Consider the following 17,755-nt stretch of genomic DNA (forward strand, 5'->3'; position numbering starts at 1 on the left):
CACCATACCAGGCAATGAATGCGTTTCTGTTTCACGAAACTTCCCCGTCCGTATTGCTTCACTTATTCTGGCCGGTATCCGGGCTGACAAGTATCACCATCTGACCTTCCCATGCACATAGCACAGTGGTATTGGAAAATGGCTGGCTGCGTGTGAACGACATAAGTCTTCTAAATTCGCAGCAACTTGTACACCGTTGCGGGGGCAGCACACTTTTGCAATAGCTTAGTGTTTCCCGTTTAACCGCGGATATGAATATACCCGCGAGCACCAAAACCCCGCCATTCTATAGACAGATGGGGGTAGCCGCAAGTTTGGAAGGTTTAAAAGCTGACGCAGCTCAATTTATTAACTTATTGAAAACAAAGCAGATTTATGTCAATAAGGGCCCCGATTCAGCTCAGATGGGCAGTCTTGGAAATCCAGGCAGTCACCAGTTCAGTGTGCAATTGCGACATTTCTGAGAGTTGTATGCCTACATGATAGACCTCTCCACTGAGGATGGCATGCCTGACAGTACCTTTGCAACTGACCTTATAAATCTGGGATTCCTGAAAGATGCCAGGAATTTCTATCAGCATGGGATAACTACGTTGCGGAATCAGGTTTTCGGTTGTGTGTATGAGTACACCCTCGGCCGAGATGTTGACCAGTTTGGCAAGAACCAATTTACCGTCAGGCAATTTGACACCTGCACGCCAGGTCACGGTAATACGCGGGGATCTCCTGAGTTCTATCATTCGATGACCATGGGAAACATGGTTTTCTTGTCAGTCTTGCGTAAATACTATCTGTATTAAGTGTGAAATACCAGCACTTCCTTATATTCACCAAAGGCAAGGCTGAGGTTTTGTGCACATACCACGTTTGCCAACTCTTCAGCCACCATAGTGTCCTGCCAGGCCAGCAACATGCGCATGACGCCCGCATGGGTAACGACGATGGCTTCCGGCAAGCCAGATGCGCGCTTATCATCCAACCAGCTTATGACGCGTTGCGCCAGGCCTATGGCAGACTCTTTACCACCGGGCTGATAGCCGGCAGGGTCTGCTGCCCAGGCATCGATTTCATGTCTTGGAATGGTATCCCAGGCTTGCATTTCCCATGCACCGAAATTGAGTTCTTTCAAGCGATCATCAAACTGGGGCTGGGCGTGTAATAGTTTGGCCAGACGTGTGCAACGCTGCAAAGGACTGGAAAATACCGGCAAACCTGGCCGCAACTGACTGCATGCCTCTCGCACCAGTGCAGCACAGTCCGCTTCGTTGACATCGACATCTGTTTGCCCATAGCACAGACCTTCTGCTATCCGCGGTTTGGTGTGCCGGAGTAAATGCAGGCGCATATCAGTTCACCTGAAAAGCCAGCAAACCAAGGTAGATAGCCACTTCTGCCACTTGCTGGGTTGCCCCCAGACAATCACCGGTGAAGCCGCCTATCCTGCGCTGGAACAGCCGCGCCATGCGCCAGGTCAGCAATAACATCAGGCACAGCGACAATAACAGCGAATGCAATGGGAAGGGAAAGAAGTACATTAGTGCTGCACCCGGCAAAAGCACAGTCAGGCAGGCGACGAGAAATTCACCGGAATGCATTTCCTGCGCCAGAGGCTTGGCTTTGCCTTCATGTCGCGCATACGACATAAGCCAGATCAGGCTGCATGAAGCCAGCCTCGACAAGGGATGTGCGAGCAGCAAGGCAGGTACAGCTATCGAAACAGGCAAGCTGATGAGTAAAGCCAGCTTCAGGACGAGCATCAGTAAAATACCGATGGCACCATAGGCACCAACGCGTGAATCCTTCATGATTTCCAGCACGCGCTCTGACGTCATGCCACCGCCAAAACCATCACAGACGTCGGCAAAACCGTCTTCATGAAAAGCGCCTGTCAACAAGATGCCTGCAATAGTAGATAGCACCACCGCCACCGCATGTGGCCACAATTGTGCAGCGGCTGCATAGACACTTGCACACACTGCCCCCACAATCCAGCCTGTTGCCGGGAAATAGCGTGAAGACTGCCGCAACCAGTCAGGCTCAAACCCTACCCAGTCGGGTACAGGAATACGGGTAAAAAACTGCAGGGCAATGAAGAATAAGCGTAGTTGATGCAAGCCAGCTCCCGCAGTGTTGGTGATTTTTTAGTCGCTACTTTTTTCGCTAACCTGTGCTGACGCAAAAGTCGCCATCTGGTTCAGGAAGTTGACCGCAGCCTGCACCATAGGATACACCAGCGCTGCCCCCGTACCCTCGCCCAGGCGCAAGTCCAGTTGCAGCACAGGTTTGACCTGCAGGGCCTGCAACATGCGGGCATGGCCGCTTTCATCCGACTGATGTGAAAACACACAGTAATCGAGTATGACTGGCTGCATCCTGGCAGCGACGAGCAAGGCACTGCTGACGATGAAACCATCTATCAGCAAGACCATGCGGCGCTCTGCCGCTGCAAGCATGGCGCCGACCATGGTGGCAATTTCAAAACCACCAAAGGTAGCCAGCACATCTGCAGGCTCGTCTACATTTGCATGCAAGGTCACGGCTGCTTCAATGACAGCCTGTTTATGGCGTATGCCTTCGGCAGACAAACCTGTGCCTGCACCTACGCACTCCGCGACAGGAACCCCCGTCAGCTTGTGCATGAGGGCAGCCGCCGCAGTGGTGTTGCCTATACCCATCTCGCCAAATCCCAGCACATTGCCAGACAGGCCGACCACCAGTTCAGCACCATTTTTCATCGCGACCTGGCATTGAGCAGCAGTCATTGCCGGCTCTTTGGCAAAATTGCGCGTGCCATTGGCGACTTTCATGCTCAGCAGTTTTTCACGCGGGCCAAATTCATGATTGACCCCGGCATCCACCACATGCAGAGCGATGCCATTCTGCCTTGCAAAGACATTGATCGCCGCACCATTGGCCAAGAAATTTTCTACCATCTGCCAAGTCACGTCCTGAGGAAAAGCAGAGATACCCTCAGCCACGACGCCATGATCACCAGCAAAGACGACGATGGCAGGCTCACGCAATTCCGGCTTTGTGCTTTGCTGTACCAAACCTATTTGCGTCGCCAGATGCTCAAGACGGCCAAGACTGCCCAAAGGCTTGGTCTTGTTGTTGATGGCAGCGGCGAGTTGTGCTTCCAGTGCAGGATGGCTTGTCGCAGATATTTTTTTATTCATATACAGCATTCGAAGTAATGACGCATTTTTGCAATAAACGGGCTCAACGATCATTTATTAATGGCTAGCTATTCCATCGATTTTCTTATTTCGCATCCATAAAAACCGCATCAAGCTAAAAGCAGAAATTGCCAACGACAAAATCACCCACATGTGCAACCCATCAATCAACAACATGAATGCGGCGGCAATCAAATATAGGAAAAAGTACGCGAGATGCAAATATGCAACAGGTTTTTTATTCAAAAAATAAAACAAATCCAGCACTACCCTGATCGCAATCAATAGCAGTAATAGCATGGACAGTTTCGTCATAATCAATAATAAAAACGATCAAGCAAAATCACTACCCAGGTAGCCAGGGCGATCAGCACCGTCAGCAAGACAGCGGCACTGCCAAAGTCCTTGGCGTTTTTGGACAAGGTGTGGCGCTCAAGCGAAACGCGATCAACCACGGCTTCAATTGCTGAGTTAATCAACTCTACGATCAAGATCAGTATCAGTACAGCAATCATCATCAGTTTTTCAAAGGCTGAAACTGGTAAAAACAGGGCGATGATGGAACCGGTAACGACCAGTACCAGTTCCTGACGAAAGGCGTGTTCGTTTTTCCAGGCTGAACACAGGCCATCTATGGAATAAAGGAAGGCCGAAAATATGCGGCGCAAGCCACTTTTGCTTTTAAATTCACTGACTTCTTGTTCTTTTTCAGACATTTTTCTTCCTTAAACCACACACTTAAACAGTATTACAGATGAAGGCCAGCCAGCTAGCTTTCACTCAGGTGGCGAATTTTACAGGACTCCAAGTCAGGAACAAGCAGATTTACTTATTGCAAATCAATTTCTTGCATGCTGACAGCGCGCCGACACACCATCTTGGGGCATATTTTGTATTTTGACGACGAAGCCGTGACGTTCATTTCACATTATGGTATAACTTATATATTGCAGCGCACCAACCATAATATGAAAAACGATACGCCCGCCTCTGATAAAACTTCCATCCAGGTAATAGAACGCATGGTGTCCTTGCTGGATGCCCTGTCACGTTACCAGGACCCGGTCAGCCTGAAGGAACTGGCCATTGTCACTGGTTTACATCCCTCCACGGCTCACCGCATTCTCAACGATATGGTGCTTACCCGCTTTGTTGACCGTGCAGACACAGGATCTTATCGCCTCGGCATGCGTTTGCTGGAGTTGGGGAATATAGTAAAAAGCCGTTTGAATGTACGCGAAGCGGCGCTGGAATTCATGCGTGCCTTACATCGCCAGACCAACCAGACCATCAATCTGTCGGTACGCCAGGGCGATGAAATCGTCTACATAGACCGTGCCTTCTCTGAGCGCTCAGGCATGCAGGTGGTCCGTGCGATAGGTGGTCGTGCCCCATTGCACCTGACTTCAACCGGTAAATTGTTTTTGTCGCTGGATGAGCCCAAAGCCATACGCGCTTATGCAACACGCACCGGCCTGGCTGGTCACAATAAAAATTCGATTACGGACCTCGCCAAACTGGAAAAAGAATTGTCGGCTGTGCGTGAAAACGGTTATGCCAGGGACAATGAAGAACTGGAGCTGGGCGTGCGCTGCATGGCAGCAGGCATACATGACGACAGCGGCAAAATGATTGCAGGCTTGTCTATCTCAGCACCAGCAGACCGCCTGCAAGAAGAATGGCTGAGCAACCTGACCGACACAGCCAGACAAATTTCACTCACCCTGGGTTATACCGGCACATTCTGAATAGAAGCATTATCCAAATAAAAAACCAGTGCTTTTCACAGCACTGGTTTTTTATCTGCAATTCAACTGCTTCGGGTCTTATTTGTAAGCACCGCTGCCGACAAAATAGTCATCGATCTTTTCAAAATAGCTGGATTTGGTTTCCAAAGCTTTGGTCACAGGATTTGGCCATTGATAATCTATCCAGCCGTCATTCTTGGTTTTCAGCGCTGTGACCATGTCCTTGATAATAGGCTTACCCTCTACCTTCAAATCTATCAAATTCTTGCCTATCATCTTGGGATTGGCACCATGTGACAAGTTGACGCCATTCATGTCATATACAAACAAGTACAGGTCACGGTCGTGAAAATCTTTGTTGGATGCATCATTGAAGTCTGCAAAAGCTTTTTCCTTACCATTTTTCTTGATATGGGCAATTCCTTTTTTTACCATGGCTTGCGCTTGCGCAGTGGTGCCGCGCTCATCACTGGCCATCACAGACCCGGCCATAAAGAAACCCATTACTGCCAGCAGAAACAGTTTGCTTATCAATTTCATGACTCATCTCCTTGTTTTATAGAGCCGTTTATATCGGCGCGTGGTAATTATTGCTTTGCAGAACCAATCATTCATGACTTGCGCTATCCAGTCCAGTAATAGTCACTGTGCGGCGCAATAAATTTGCCTTTCTTTGCAATCAGTGCCACTACAGCATAGTGCAATACGGCTATTTATAGCTAAGCAAATTTACAACACCTTCCACATCGTCCAGGCGACGCACCAGTTTTTCCAGTTCTTTTGCCTGACCAGCTGTTTGCACGCAGCCTTTCAAGGTGACGAAGCGACGCTGCCCCTCTATCCAGATACTGGTTTCAGCAAAACGACCATCCGCTTCTATTGCACGTTTTACCCTAGGAATAATTTCCTGATCATACAAATAGGAATTGGGCAGGCGGCATTGACCTGATTGATAGCAACTGGTGCCGCGTTCTATTCTGGAATGCGCTTCTGACCTGGCTTGCACCTCGGTCAATAAAGGACCTTCGGGCACAGCACAATCGCTGATGAATTGGGTAATTTTGAGGAAAGGATCGTTGAAGTAGTTGCTTCGTGCCTCATCAGACATCGCTGGATTGGCGCACAGAGCAAGTACAGCCATAAGTACAAGGCAGTGTTTAGATTCTTTTAGCCACATGCAAATCCCCCCATTAGTGTGTACCTTATGCAAAACTGTCTGAACAGGCATTTGCATATTAACTAATTTTTATTGGATGTGCTTGCCACATAAAAAAAGCCAGTACCTTACACAGCACTGGCTTTCCGGCTCAATTGACAAGGTACTAGATTTTTGCCCCAAAGCGATCAAACCGTGGCGAATAATATTGATCCCCATTCAGTGAGTACATCAGGCGTTTTACCTGACCGGTGATCAACTCACGTTTGACCAGGCCGATGTAGCGGGAGTCCTGGCTATTGTCGCGGTTATCTCCCAGCATCATATATTCACCTTCCGGGACTTTGACGGGAGCGAAAGAGCGCAGTGCTTCGCGCTCTGGCATGACGATCATGTCATGTTGCAGGCTGCCCAGGCGTTCTTTGTAAACCAGTTGCTGGCCTTTGTATTCGCGTTTTGGTGTCAGATGGTCGTCACTACGCGGCGCTATAGGCTCATAGCTGGCGGCAACACCGTTAATGAACAGCTTTTCTTCGCGCATTTCCACCACATCACCCGGCACGGCAACCAGGCGTTTGATCAGGCGCACACCATCTGCTGGCGAAGTAAAGGTCACCACATCTCCGCGTTGTGGATCAGAGACATGTGCGAGGATGACATCGGTGAATGGTAACTTGACATCATAGGCCAGACGGTCACAAATGACACGATCCCCTTCCAGCAGGGTCGGATACATGGAACTGGTAGGCACGATATAGTAATCAGCCAGGGCACTGCGCACAAAAACCATGCCCAGCATGAGTACAATGAAACCTTTATTGTCGGCTAACAGTTTATTGAGCTTCACAGCAATCTCCCAATGACAAGCAAAAAATATAAATCAATAAATTACCCTTGCCCTGCATAGACAAAAAAATACCCCGAAAGTTCGGGGTATTTTTAGCTGTGATGCAAAAACTATCTGGCCAGCAGATTATTTTGCATGCATCAGTGCAACGGTGGTGTCCAGCATACGGTTGGAGAAGCCCCATTCGTTGTCATACCAGCTCGATACTTTAACCAGACGGCCAGAAACTTTTGTCAATGTTTCATCATAGGTACTGGAAGCTGGATTGTGGTTGAAATCCACAGAAACCAGAGGTGCCGTGTTGTAATCCAGGATACCTTTCAGGGCACCTTCGGATGCATCTTTCAAGACCTGGTTGATTTCTGCCACTGTCGTGTCACGGGCAGCAACAAAAGTCAGGTCAACGACAGATACATTGATGGTTGGTACGCGCATGGCGTAACCATCCAGTTTGCCATTCAGTTCTGGCAAGACCAGGCCAACGGCAGCAGCAGCGCCAGTTTTGGTCGGGATCATGCTCATGGTGGCAGAACGGGCGCGACGCAAGTCTTCATGCATGACGTCTGTCAATACCTGGTCATTAGTGTAGGCATGGATAGTCGTCATCAAACCGTTGACGATACCGATAGCATCATTCAAAGGCTTGGCCAGAGGTGCCAGGCAGTTGGTCGTGCAGGATGCATTGGAAATCACTGTGTCAGTGGCTTTCAATACATTGTGATTAACACCGTAGACGATGGTTGCATCTACATCTTTACCACCTGGGGCAGAGATAATGACTTTTTTCGCGCCGCCAGCCAGATGGGCAGAAGCTTTTTCTTTTGTCGTGAAGAAGCCTGTGCATTCCAGCACGACATCGACATTCAATTCACCCCAAGGGATATTGGCTGGATTGCGTTCTGCAAATACCTTGATCTTGTCACCATTGACGATCATGGTGTCGCCTTCGACCGTGACTGTACCTGGGAACTTGCCGTGGGCTGTGTCGTAACGGGTCAGGTGGGCATTGGATTCTGCATTGCCGAGGTCATTGATCGCAACGATCTGGATCTCGTTCTTGAACTTGCCACCTTCGTAATGAGCGCGAAGGATGTTGCGGCCGATACGGCCATAGCCGTTGATTGCGACGCGAATCGTCATGGTTTTATCTCCAAAGGACTAAACAACAATAAATACAAATAAAAAAACTGTAAACCTCTCACCACAGAGACAATCAGTGCAGTGAAGAAGGAGTACGCATGGCATTGACAGATGCCATCAGCACCGACAAATCGCGCCAGCCGTAACCCACTTCCATCAAATCCATACCATCCCAGCTAAATGCCTGTTCTATCAATAGCGCACCACCCAGCTCTTCATAAAAATTGCGGGCGATGGAATTGCCGGAGATGACCCACACCAGCAAACTCTCTGCGCCTTGCGCCTGCAAGGTGCGCGCAACTTTCTGTACCATGCGGCGGCCTATGCCGGACCGCTGCCAGGCTGGTCGCAGATATACTGCAGTCAGATCAGCCTGCATGCCCAGCTTGGGTTCAGGCAGCATCATACCGGAAGCGAAGCCGATGATATGGCCTTCGCTCTCAGCCACATACACGCAGATGCGGTCTTCTGCCTGCGACATGGCTTGCAGGATTTGCCGCCATTGCAGCATGCTGTCTTCCACGCGCATTTCATCCAGATAATTATCCGGGATCATGCCCCGGTAAGTAGCTTGCCAGCTTTCCACACGTACAGCAGCAATCGCCTCTGCGTCGTCTACAGTAGCACGACGCAGGCTGACCTCTTTGATGCTGCTCACAGTAATGTCTGTCAATTCCGTCTTCCTGCTGAATCTTACTTAATCTTATTTAAGCCAGTGTCGCTTTTACTTTGGCAACGACATTGTCAACAGTGAAGCCAAAATGCTTGAACAGGACGCCTGCCGGTGCTGACTCACCGAAAGTATCGATACCAACAACCGCGCCTTCCAAACCTACATATTTATACCAGAAGTCTGTGACACCGGCTTCGATGGCAATACGTGGCAAGCCCTTGCCCAAAACAGCAGCCTTATAAGCAGAGTCCTGGCGGTCAAACACATCGGTCGATGGCATGGACACCACGCGCACGGCAATGCCTTGCTGTGCCAGCTCAGCCGCAGATTTGACAGCCAGTTCAATTTCCGAACCGGTGGCAATCAATACAGCCTTGGCATCGGCCGCGTCTTGCAAGACATAGCCACCACGCTGGATGTCAGCGATTTGTTGGGCACTGCGCTCTTGATAAGGCAGGTTCTGACGAGAGAAAATCAGGGTCGATGGGCCGTCATTGCGTTTGACTGCATGTGCCCAGGCAGCGGCAGATTCCACCGTGTCGCATGGACGCCAGTTATCCAGGTTAGGGATCAGGCGCATGCTGGATACGTGCTCGACAGATTGATGCGTAGGACCATCTTCACCCAGGCCAATCGAGTCATGAGTGAATACAAACAGGGTACGGATCTTCATCAGCGCAGCCATGCGGATGGCATTGCGGCTGTAATCAGAGAAAGTCAGGAAGGTTGCGCCAAACGGAATATAACCGCCATGCAGGGCGATACCATTCATCATCGCGCTCATGCCGAATTCACGCACACCATAATTGATGTGGTTACCGGCCTGATTGCCACGAACTGCCACGCATTCTTTCCAGTTCGTCAGGTTGGAGCCTGTCAAGTCAGCAGAACCACCGAGGAATTCTGGCAGCGATGGTGCAAATGCCTGGATCGCATTCTGGCTAGCCTTGCGGGTAGCGATGTTTTCTTTTTTCTCTACACAGGATCCAATTGCATTCGCCACCACTTCATCGAAGTTGGCTGGCAAGTCGCCATTCATGCGGCGTGTCAGTTCAGCCGCTTTTTGTGGGAACTGGGCAGTGTAGGCTGCAAATTGTACATTCCATTCAGCTTCGGCTTTGGCGCCATCTGCCTTGGCATCCCAGGCTTCATAAACGTCAGCCGGTACTTCAAATGGCGGGTATTCCCAACCGATGTGCGCGCGTACGGCGGCAATTTCCTTGTCGCCCAGGGCGGCACCGTGCACATTGTGCGTGCCTTCCATATTTGGTGAACCCTTGCCGATTACTGTTTTGCAGCAGATCAAGGTAGGTTTGTCAGATGTTTTGGCAGCAGCAATGGCATTGGCTACGGCTTCAGCATTGTGACCATCAATTGCCGGGATCACATTCCAGCCATAGGCTTCAAAGCGTTTTGGTGTGTTGTCAGTGAACCAGCCTTCAACATGACCGTCGATGGAGATGCCATTGTCATCCCAGAAGGCGATCAGTTTATTCAGTTGCAGCGTGCCAGCCAGTGAACAGGCTTCATGCGAAATGCCTTCCATCAGACAGCCATCGCCCATGAAGGCGTAGGTGTAATGATCTACTACTTTCAGGTCGCCCTGATTGAACTCGGCAGCCAGCAGTTTTTCAGCCAGTGCCATACCGACGGCATTGGTAATACCCTGGCCCAGTGGGCCGGTAGTTGTTTCCACGCCTGGCGTAATATGAACTTCAGGGTGGCCGGCAGTTTTGGAATGCAGTTGACGGAAATTCTTGATCTCTTCGATAGGTAGGTCATAGCCTGTCAGGTGCAGCAACGAATAATGCAACATCGAGCCGTGGCCATTCGACAACACAAAGCGGTCGCGGTTGATCCATTTAGGATTAGCCGGATTGTGGCGATAAAAGCCTTTCCACAAAGCAACAGCGATATCGGCCATGCCCATAGGCGCGCCTGGGTGGCCAGAATTGGCTTTTTGTACGGCATCCATGGACAAGGCACGAATTGCATTGGCCATTTTGGAAAGTGTTGCTGGCTGAAGAGATGAAATCATGGTGTCAGAAGGTAGTCTTGAGAAAACTGGTCAGTGTTGCGAGCTGGGGACGTGAAACTCTCCCCGCGAAAACCCGATATTTTACCAGAGCATGAGGTCCATACTACAATTGCGACGCTTCAGAAGCGCAATCTTGCCCTTTTAAACTGTAAAATCACTGGGTTTACATATAAAGCTTACGCATGTCATCAAAAAAACGTCACTTCTCCCTCGACGATCTTGCCCGGCAATTTCCTCATGAGGTGTTCATACGCGGTATCAGTTATGCAACAGAAAACAAGGTCAGGGGTTGGAGTTTTGACAATGACTTTGTCGAGAGCGAAGTTCAGGGCAGTGGCCGCAATATTTATACTCAAGAGATAGAGCTGGTGTTTGAAAACGGCAAACTGGAAGCCGTAAATGGCTCCTGTAGTTGCCCGGTTGAATACAATTGCAAACATGTGGCGGCAGTTTTATTGAATATCCTCGACCATCACAACAAAGCCCATGCCCTGCCCGGCCATGGTGACGGCAATGATGCCGCACTGGGTTTCAATGAACAGAAATGGCTGCGTGAGCTGGAATTTGCTACGCATGAATCATCTACCCCAGTCCCAGTAGCCGACACAGAATTTGCCAAAGACGAACTGGAAGATGGCATGCTGATTTTCAGCCTGTCCACAGTATCTGGCAGCAAGGAAGTGCGCTTGATACCCGGCAAGGCCAAGCAGAATGCCAAGGGCGAGCTGAAATACACCAAGCTGTCACTGGCAGTGCGCGACATGATGAAGTCAGCCAGTTTTTTGCAGGAAGCGGATTACGAATTGCTGGCGCTGTTCAATATGTGCACCATGAATTCGTTTTATTACTCGCATTATTCTCCCAAGGGCAGGATGGGTGCGGTATTGCTGGAACGTGTCGCCAAGGCTGGCAAACTGTATTGGCTCAATACCGACAATAAACAAAACCATTTATCCAGACTGGCCTACCACCCATTGCAACAGGCACACCTGGACTGGCAAGAAGAAAATGACTACCTGCGCCTGCGCTGGCAACTCGATAGCAACGAAGAGGATGCCCCTGCCCCGCCATATATCCTGCCCACCGAGCCGCCCTGGCTGATAGGGCAAGATAGCTGTGGCGAACTGCATGTAGCAGCGACCAGCAAGTTCCCCTTGCCTGCCCTGATCAACCTGGTGCAGGAAGCGCCACTCCTGGCTGTTGGCCGGGCAAAAACCCGACAGGCAATGGCCAACCGTCTGCTGGACATGGGCTTGCAAAACCTGATCCCCTTGCCGGCAAAACTGGAAGCACAACTGCGTGCAGATATACGCATGCGCCCGGTGCTGGAACTGAATAGTCTGACGACATCCAGCGCATGCACTGATTACGCTCTGCTCAGGTTTGCTTATGAAGATGCAGTAGCTGAATCAGAACAGCCAGGCGATCACTTGCTGCGTCGTGGGCAGCACGGCCTGGAAAAAATACTCAGGGACCTGCCTGCCGAGCAAAGCGCCAGGCAAACCCTGCAAGGATTAGGCTTTCAAGCTCAGCCGGTAGCAGGTCATGAAAGAGAGCTATTGCTCTGCCTGCCGGACCAGAATGCCTGGCTCAATTTTGCAACAAGAGACTTGCCTGAGCTGATCAGCCAGGGATGGGATATACGCCAGCAAAATGATTATCGCTACAACCTGCAGGAAGTGGAAGACTGGTATGCCGAGGTTGATGAAGATAACCAGCAATCCGTCTGGTTTGAGCTGGAACTGGGCATCGTCGTTAACCAGGCAAAGATTTCACTGCTACCCTTACTGGTCAGCCTGATACGCCAGGCACCGCAAGACTTTAGCCTGCAACAAGTCAACCAGCGAGCCGATGACGAACAAGTCTTATTGGCCCTGCCGGACAATACCCGCGTCGCCCTGCCCTATGCGCGCATCAAGCCTATCCTGCTGATCCTGGGTGAGTTGTATTTCAATGAACAGCAAGGCGACAGGCTGCGCCTGCCCACGCTGGATGCAGCACGCCTGGCAGAATTGTCTGCTACGACCCACTTGCGCTGGATAGGTGGCGAACGCCAGCAAAGCTTTGGCAAGCACCTGGCAGAATTTGGTGGCATCAGCAGCATCACACCCCCTGCTGGTTTGCAGGCCAGCCTGCGCGACTACCAAAAAGAAGGCGTGGCATGGATGCAGTTTTTGCGCGAATACCAGCTTGCCGGCATCCTCGCGGACGACATGGGCCTGGGCAAGACCATACAAACCCTGACCCATATCCTCATGGAAAAAGAAGCTGGCCGCTTGACCCAGCCAGCACTGGTGGTTGCCCCCACCAGCCTGATGGACAACTGGGCCAGCGAAGCCCAACGCTTCACGCCTGATCTGCGTGTGCTGGTCTTGCAGGGCAAAGACCGCAGCAAGCTGTTTGAGCAAATCCCCCAGGTAGACCTGGTGCTGACTACTTACGCCCTGCTGCCACGCGATGAAGAAGCCCTGCGCCAGCATCGCTACCATTTGCTGATACTTGATGAAGCGCAATACATCAAGAATGCCCAGGCCAAGGCCAGCCAGACTGCCAGCCTGTTGCAGGCCAACCACCGCCTGTGCCTGACTGGTACGCCGCTGCAAAATCATCTTGGCGAACTGTGGTCGCAATTCAACTTTCTCATGCCGGGCCTGCTGGGTGATATCAAGTCATTTACCAAGGACTTCCAGCACCCCATAGAAAAACTCGGTGACAGCCAGCGCCACGCCTTGCTGACGCGTCGCATCAAGCCCTTTTTATTGCGCCGTACCAAGGACAAGGTGGCAACGGAATTGCCAGCCAAGACCGAGGTCTTGCGCCACATAGAACTCAGCGGCGCGCAAAGAGACCTGTATGAAACCGTGCGCCTGGCCATGGATGAAAAAGTCCGCGAAGAAATCGCCAAAAAAGGTGTGGCACGCAGCCAGATCGTCATTCTTGACGCACTACTGAAACTACGCCAGGTATGCTGCGACCCGCGACTGGTCAAGATTACCGGTGCTAAAGCCGTCAAATCTACCAAAGATGGCAAGGATAAGATGCCACCGTCTGCCAAGCTGGAGGAATTGCTGGCCATGATAGACGAGCTGCTGGCCGAAGGTCGCAAGATTCTGGTGTTTTCACAATTCACCAGCATGCTGGCCCTGATCGCCGAAGCGCTGACTGAAAAACAATTGCGCTTTGCCATACTGACAGGCGACACTGAGCACCGGGGTGAAGTGGTACGCCGCTTCCAGGAAGGTGATATCCCCCTATTCCTGATCAGTTTGAAAGCTGGCGGCGTGGGTCTGAATTTGACTGCAGCCGACACCGTCATTCACTATGACCCATGGTGGAACCCGGCAGCAGAAAACCAGGCTACCGACCGCGCCTGGCGCATAGGCCAAGACAAGCCAGTATTTGTCTATCGCCTGATTGCCAAGGGCACGCTGGAAGAAAAGATACAGGAAATGCAGATCAAGAAATCAGACCTGGCACGTGCCATACTTGACCAGGGCGAAATCGGCAGTGTGCAACTGACTGCAGAAGACTTGCAGGGCATTTTTGAACCATTGAACTAAAGAAAGACTTATGGAAGGCTTACACCTGACCGCCGACTGCTTTGACTGTGAAGCAGCGCCAGAATATTTCGTCAGCCCGGAAAGCCTGCGTCTCTGCCTGAGCAAGATCACCATCGCTGCCGGCTTGACCATCGTCGGGGAAAAATTTCACTCCTTCACTCATGAAGATGGCAGCCCGGCTGGCGTCACCGGTGCCTTGTTGCTGGCAGAGTCACATGTCGCCATCCATACCTGGCCAGAACGCAACGCGGTGACGCTGGACGTCTATGTCTGCAACTTCAATCATGACAATGGCAGCAAGGCGAGGCAAATTGTTGACACACTGATTACCCTTTTTCAGCCACGTCAGGTCTCTCGCCAGGAATTGCAACGCGGTGAACATAGCCCGGCCATGGCGTTTGAAGCCCTGACAGCAGACAGCTTTGCTGCCACCCGTATCAATCAGGTGTTGGCACGCCAGCGCAGCACCATGCAGGATATTGAGATCGCCGACACCACAGATTTTGGCAGGGTCATGCGCATAGACGGTGCCATGATGACTTCAGAAAAAGATGAATTCTTTTATCATGAATGCCTGGTACACCCTGCGGCCATGATTCATCCAGAACCACGTAGCGCCCTCATCATCGGTGGCGGCGACGGTGGGTCTTGCGAAGAATTACTGAAACACCCCAGTATCAACAGCATCACCCTGTGTGAAATTGATGAAGAAGTCGTCAAGATGGCACGCCAGTACCTGGGCAACATTCATCGCGGCGCGCTGGATGACCCAAAAATACAACACCGCTATGAAGATGGCTTTGCCTACGTCCATAACAGTACAGAACAATTTGACCTGATACTGCTGGACCTGACCGACCCGCTCAGCCCGAATGGTAGCTCACTGGCAGCCACCTGCATGACCGAGGAATTTTTCCGGGCTTGTGCGCAAAGGCTAACAGCGCAAGGCATGCTGGTACTGCATTTGGGCAGCCCCTACTATCATCCGCAACGCTTTGCGGACACCTTGCAGAAACTAAGCAATATATTTCCGCAACTACATCCATATACAGTATTCATCCCCTTGTATGGAGCCTTATGGGGCATGGCTATTGCCAGCAAGCATGGCAACCCACTATCGCTAAGCCCGTCAACGGTAAATCTTCAGATTAAACACCGTGGTTTGCCATTGCTAAAGTATTACAATGGCGAGGTGCATCAGGCATTATTTGCCTTACCCAATTATGTGAAAGACCTGATGCCTTAGAACGTGTTTGCGATCCTACTGCCCGGGCGTGATCGGAGCTCATGCGCTGCTCAAAATGCTCATGTACGTTAAGCTACAGATCGCAAACACGTTCTGAACACCAAAAATGGGAAAAACAGGAGAAACCGTGAGTGCCGGAAAAACCAAACAACATGGCAAACGCAGGGTCAGCCGCACTCTGCCGCTAATGCTAGTAACCAGTGCTGCCCTGACCGCATGCAGCGTCAGCAGCGATAGTACTGACAATAGTGGCGGCCAGGAGCTGACATCCATACGCGATCAATATAAGAGCCTGGAAGATTGCCGCAAGGACTGGGGTGACGGTACGGCTTGCGAAACTGTGGCCTCCAGCACTGACCTTAATGCCGCCAGCATGCCCGCCACATCTACGGGCAGCAGCTACACCGGCACCAGTGGCAGCCACTACAGTGGCTATTCCCACAGCTTTTTCGGCCCCTATTACTCGCCCGGTTATCGTGATACCGTGCAAAGAAATTTTGGGGTCAGCAACTCCGGTAGTGACCATGCCATCAGTCGCAGCACAACTACCAGCCGCAGCAGTGTCAGCCGTGGTGGTTTTGGTGGCACTTCACATGGCCATAGCGGGGGCGGTTAATGATACGTACTTCATTAACACCACGTACAGGCTGGCAACAGCAATTTGAATCCCTGGGTTTTAGCTATCATTCTATTGATGGCTTGTACTGGGATGAACGCTATGCCTATCATTTTACTGCCGCCCAGATAGACACACTGGAACAAGCCAGCCTGGACTTGCACCAAATGTCTCTGCAAGCCGTTGATCATGTCGTCAAACACGGCATGCAAGAAAAATTTGCCATTCCCCAGGCATTCTGGTCGCAAGTCGAAGACAGCTGGCGTGCGAAGGAATTTTCTTTGTATGGCCGTTTTGACCTGAGCTGGGATGGCACAGGCGCACCGAAGATGCTGGAATACAATGCCGACACGCCCACCGGCCTGGTCGAATCCAGTGTCGCCCAATGGTATTGGTTGCAGGACGTTTTTCCTGATGCGGATCAATTCAACTCTCTGCATGAAAAACTCATAGACCAGTGGAAAAAATTCCCTGGCAAGGGCCTGTTGCACTTTGCCTGTGCAGGCGGCAATGAAGAAGATGAAGGCAATCTCTCTTACCTGCGCGACACAGCCATACAGGCTGGCTTTGCCACCAAACAATGCGCTATAGAATCCCTGGGCTGGGATGAGGACGAAGGCGTATTCGTCGATGATCTCGACAGCCGTATCGATAACCTGTTCAAGCTCTACCCATGGGAATGGCTGTGCCGCGAAGACTTCTCCAATCACTTGCTCAAGCGCCCCATGCGCATCATAGAGCCCGCCTGGAAAATGATCTTGTCGAACAAGGCAATACTGCCAATATTGTGGGAACTGTTCCCGAATCATCCCAATCTCTTGCCCGCCTACTTCGATGCCTGGCGTATCAGCGGCAACCATGTGAAAAAGCCTTTGTATTCACGCGAGGGGGAAAACATTTCCATCTATGCCAATGGTGAAGTCATGCATACTGGTGGTGAATATGGTGAAGAAGGCTATATCTACCAGGCTTATGCACCGCAACCAAAATTTGATGATGGCATCACACCGGCTTACACATCCATCGGTGCATGGATAGTGGGTGATGAACCAGCCGGCATAGGCATACGCGAAGACGAAACACTGATCACCAAAAACACCAGCCGTTTCATTCCCCATTATTTTGTAGAATAGGATAACCCATGAGTGAACAATTACTGGCACACGGTCTGCTAGCCTTCTTCAGCCATATTGCCGCTGCTTTTGTCTTGCTGGCTGTGTTTGTGACTGTATATATACGCATCACACCTTACCGTGAAATTGCCCTGATACGCGAAGGCAATATTGCTGCGGCGGCCAGCCTGTCTGGCGCCGTGCTCGGTTATTGCACTGCCCTGGCATCGGCCATTGCCAACAGTGTCAGCCTGATCGACATGTGTTTCTGGGGAGTGATTGCCCTGATCATACAATTGCTGGCCTTTGGCATTGCCCGTTTGCTGATACCCGGCATAGTCTCTGACATACCCGGCAATAAAATTGCCTCTGGCATCTTCCTTGGTGCCTTGAGTCTGGGCCTGGGCATGCTTAACGCCGCCTGCATGACCTATTAAAATTAA

At 51.0% G+C, this 17,755-nt stretch carries 17 protein-coding genes and 1 riboswitch; of the genes, 6 read left to right on the forward strand and 11 right to left on the reverse strand.

The features are described from left to right. Positions 1-52: 52 nt before the first annotated feature. Positions 53-290, reverse strand: a riboswitch (cobalamin riboswitch). A 105-nt stretch (positions 291-395) separates the two neighbouring features. The 5 genes from AC07OI_RS21525 to AC07OI_RS21545 all read right to left on the reverse strand — a co-directional run bounded on the left by AC07OI_RS21525 (position 396) and on the right by AC07OI_RS21545 (position 3,892). Then, entirely contained in the window at positions 396-740 is a 345-nt protein-coding gene (locus AC07OI_RS21525) for a PilZ domain-containing protein (RefSeq protein WP_186954230.1), read from the reverse strand. Positions 741-796: 56 nt separating this feature from the next. Next, positions 797-1,345 (reverse strand): histidine phosphatase family protein, encoded by a 549-nt coding sequence (locus tag AC07OI_RS21530; protein WP_495258659.1) that lies wholly within the window; start codon positions 1,343-1,345, stop codon positions 797-799. A 1-nt stretch (position 1,346) separates the two neighbouring features. Continuing rightward, positions 1,347-2,114, reverse strand: coding sequence for an adenosylcobinamide-GDP ribazoletransferase (locus tag AC07OI_RS21535; protein WP_495258660.1), 768 nt, complete (start codon positions 2,112-2,114; stop codon positions 1,347-1,349). Between the two features lie 27 nt (positions 2,115-2,141). Continuing rightward, positions 2,142-3,176, reverse strand: coding sequence for a nicotinate-nucleotide--dimethylbenzimidazole phosphoribosyltransferase (gene cobT / locus AC07OI_RS21540; RefSeq protein WP_495258661.1), 1,035 nt, complete (start codon positions 3,174-3,176; stop codon positions 2,142-2,144). Between the two features lie 317 nt (positions 3,177-3,493). Beyond that, positions 3,494-3,892: a diacylglycerol kinase gene (locus tag AC07OI_RS21545; RefSeq protein ID WP_492708725.1), complete on the reverse strand. Its 399-nt coding sequence runs from the start codon at positions 3,890-3,892 to the stop codon at positions 3,494-3,496. Positions 3,893-4,144: 252 nt separating this feature from the next. On the opposite strand from AC07OI_RS21545, the gene AC07OI_RS21550 reads away from it, so the two are divergent. After that, positions 4,145-4,924: an IclR family transcriptional regulator gene (locus AC07OI_RS21550; RefSeq protein WP_492708723.1), complete on the forward strand. Its 780-nt coding sequence runs from the start codon at positions 4,145-4,147 to the stop codon at positions 4,922-4,924. A 78-nt stretch (positions 4,925-5,002) separates the two neighbouring features. On the opposite strand, the gene AC07OI_RS21555 is transcribed toward AC07OI_RS21550, so the two are convergent. From AC07OI_RS21555 to tkt, 6 genes are all read right to left on the reverse strand, one after another. After that, complete coding sequence (locus tag AC07OI_RS21555) at positions 5,003-5,464, reverse strand: cache domain-containing protein (protein WP_492708721.1); 462 nt, start codon at positions 5,462-5,464, stop codon at positions 5,003-5,005. Between the two features lie 169 nt (positions 5,465-5,633). Beyond that, positions 5,634-6,065 carry a BON domain-containing protein gene (locus AC07OI_RS21560; RefSeq protein ID WP_495258662.1) on the reverse strand — a complete coding sequence of 144 codons (432 nt, stop codon included), beginning with the start codon at positions 6,063-6,065 and terminating at the stop codon, positions 5,634-5,636. A gap of 181 nt (positions 6,066-6,246) precedes the next feature. Then, the gene (lepB, locus tag AC07OI_RS21565; RefSeq protein WP_495258663.1) at positions 6,247-6,927 is read right to left on the reverse strand and encodes a signal peptidase I; all 681 of its coding nucleotides are present in this window, start codon (positions 6,925-6,927) and stop codon (positions 6,247-6,249) included. A 126-nt stretch (positions 6,928-7,053) separates the two neighbouring features. Continuing rightward, entirely contained in the window at positions 7,054-8,067 is a 1,014-nt protein-coding gene (gene gap / locus AC07OI_RS21570) for a type I glyceraldehyde-3-phosphate dehydrogenase (protein ID WP_422639180.1), read from the reverse strand. 73 nt (positions 8,068-8,140) lie between these two features. Continuing rightward, complete coding sequence (locus tag AC07OI_RS21575) at positions 8,141-8,740, reverse strand: GNAT family N-acetyltransferase (protein ID WP_492708715.1); 600 nt, start codon at positions 8,738-8,740, stop codon at positions 8,141-8,143. 34 nt (positions 8,741-8,774) lie between these two features. Then, the gene (gene tkt / locus AC07OI_RS21580) at positions 8,775-10,778 is read right to left on the reverse strand and encodes a transketolase (RefSeq protein ID WP_495258664.1); all 2,004 of its coding nucleotides are present in this window, start codon (positions 10,776-10,778) and stop codon (positions 8,775-8,777) included. Positions 10,779-10,960: 182 nt separating this feature from the next. Here tkt and AC07OI_RS21585 point away from each other — a divergent pair, with 182 nt between their 5' ends. The 5 genes from AC07OI_RS21585 to AC07OI_RS21605 all read left to right on the forward strand — a co-directional run bounded on the left by AC07OI_RS21585 (position 10,961) and on the right by AC07OI_RS21605 (position 17,749). Then, on the forward strand, positions 10,961-14,338 hold the full coding sequence (locus AC07OI_RS21585; protein ID WP_495258665.1) for a DEAD/DEAH box helicase: 3,378 nt from the start codon (positions 10,961-10,963) through the stop codon (positions 14,336-14,338). A 10-nt stretch (positions 14,339-14,348) separates the two neighbouring features. Then, positions 14,349-15,584 carry a polyamine aminopropyltransferase gene (gene speE, locus AC07OI_RS21590; RefSeq protein WP_495258666.1) on the forward strand — a complete coding sequence of 412 codons (1,236 nt, stop codon included), beginning with the start codon at positions 14,349-14,351 and terminating at the stop codon, positions 15,582-15,584. A 127-nt stretch (positions 15,585-15,711) separates the two neighbouring features. After that, positions 15,712-16,200, forward strand: coding sequence for a hypothetical protein (locus AC07OI_RS21595; RefSeq protein ID WP_492708707.1), 489 nt, complete (start codon positions 15,712-15,714; stop codon positions 16,198-16,200). Further along, positions 16,200-17,333, forward strand: coding sequence for a glutathionylspermidine synthase family protein (locus AC07OI_RS21600; RefSeq protein ID WP_495258667.1), 1,134 nt, complete (start codon positions 16,200-16,202; stop codon positions 17,331-17,333). Before AC07OI_RS21595 ends, AC07OI_RS21600 begins: the two co-directional genes overlap by 1 nt. Positions 17,334-17,341: 8 nt before the next feature. Next, positions 17,342-17,749: a DUF350 domain-containing protein gene (locus tag AC07OI_RS21605; RefSeq protein ID WP_492708703.1), complete on the forward strand. Its 408-nt coding sequence runs from the start codon at positions 17,342-17,344 to the stop codon at positions 17,747-17,749. Positions 17,750-17,755 lie beyond the last annotated feature (6 nt).

It is taken from the genome of Undibacterium sp. GW821-FHT07F11 (genome assembly GCF_059418665.1).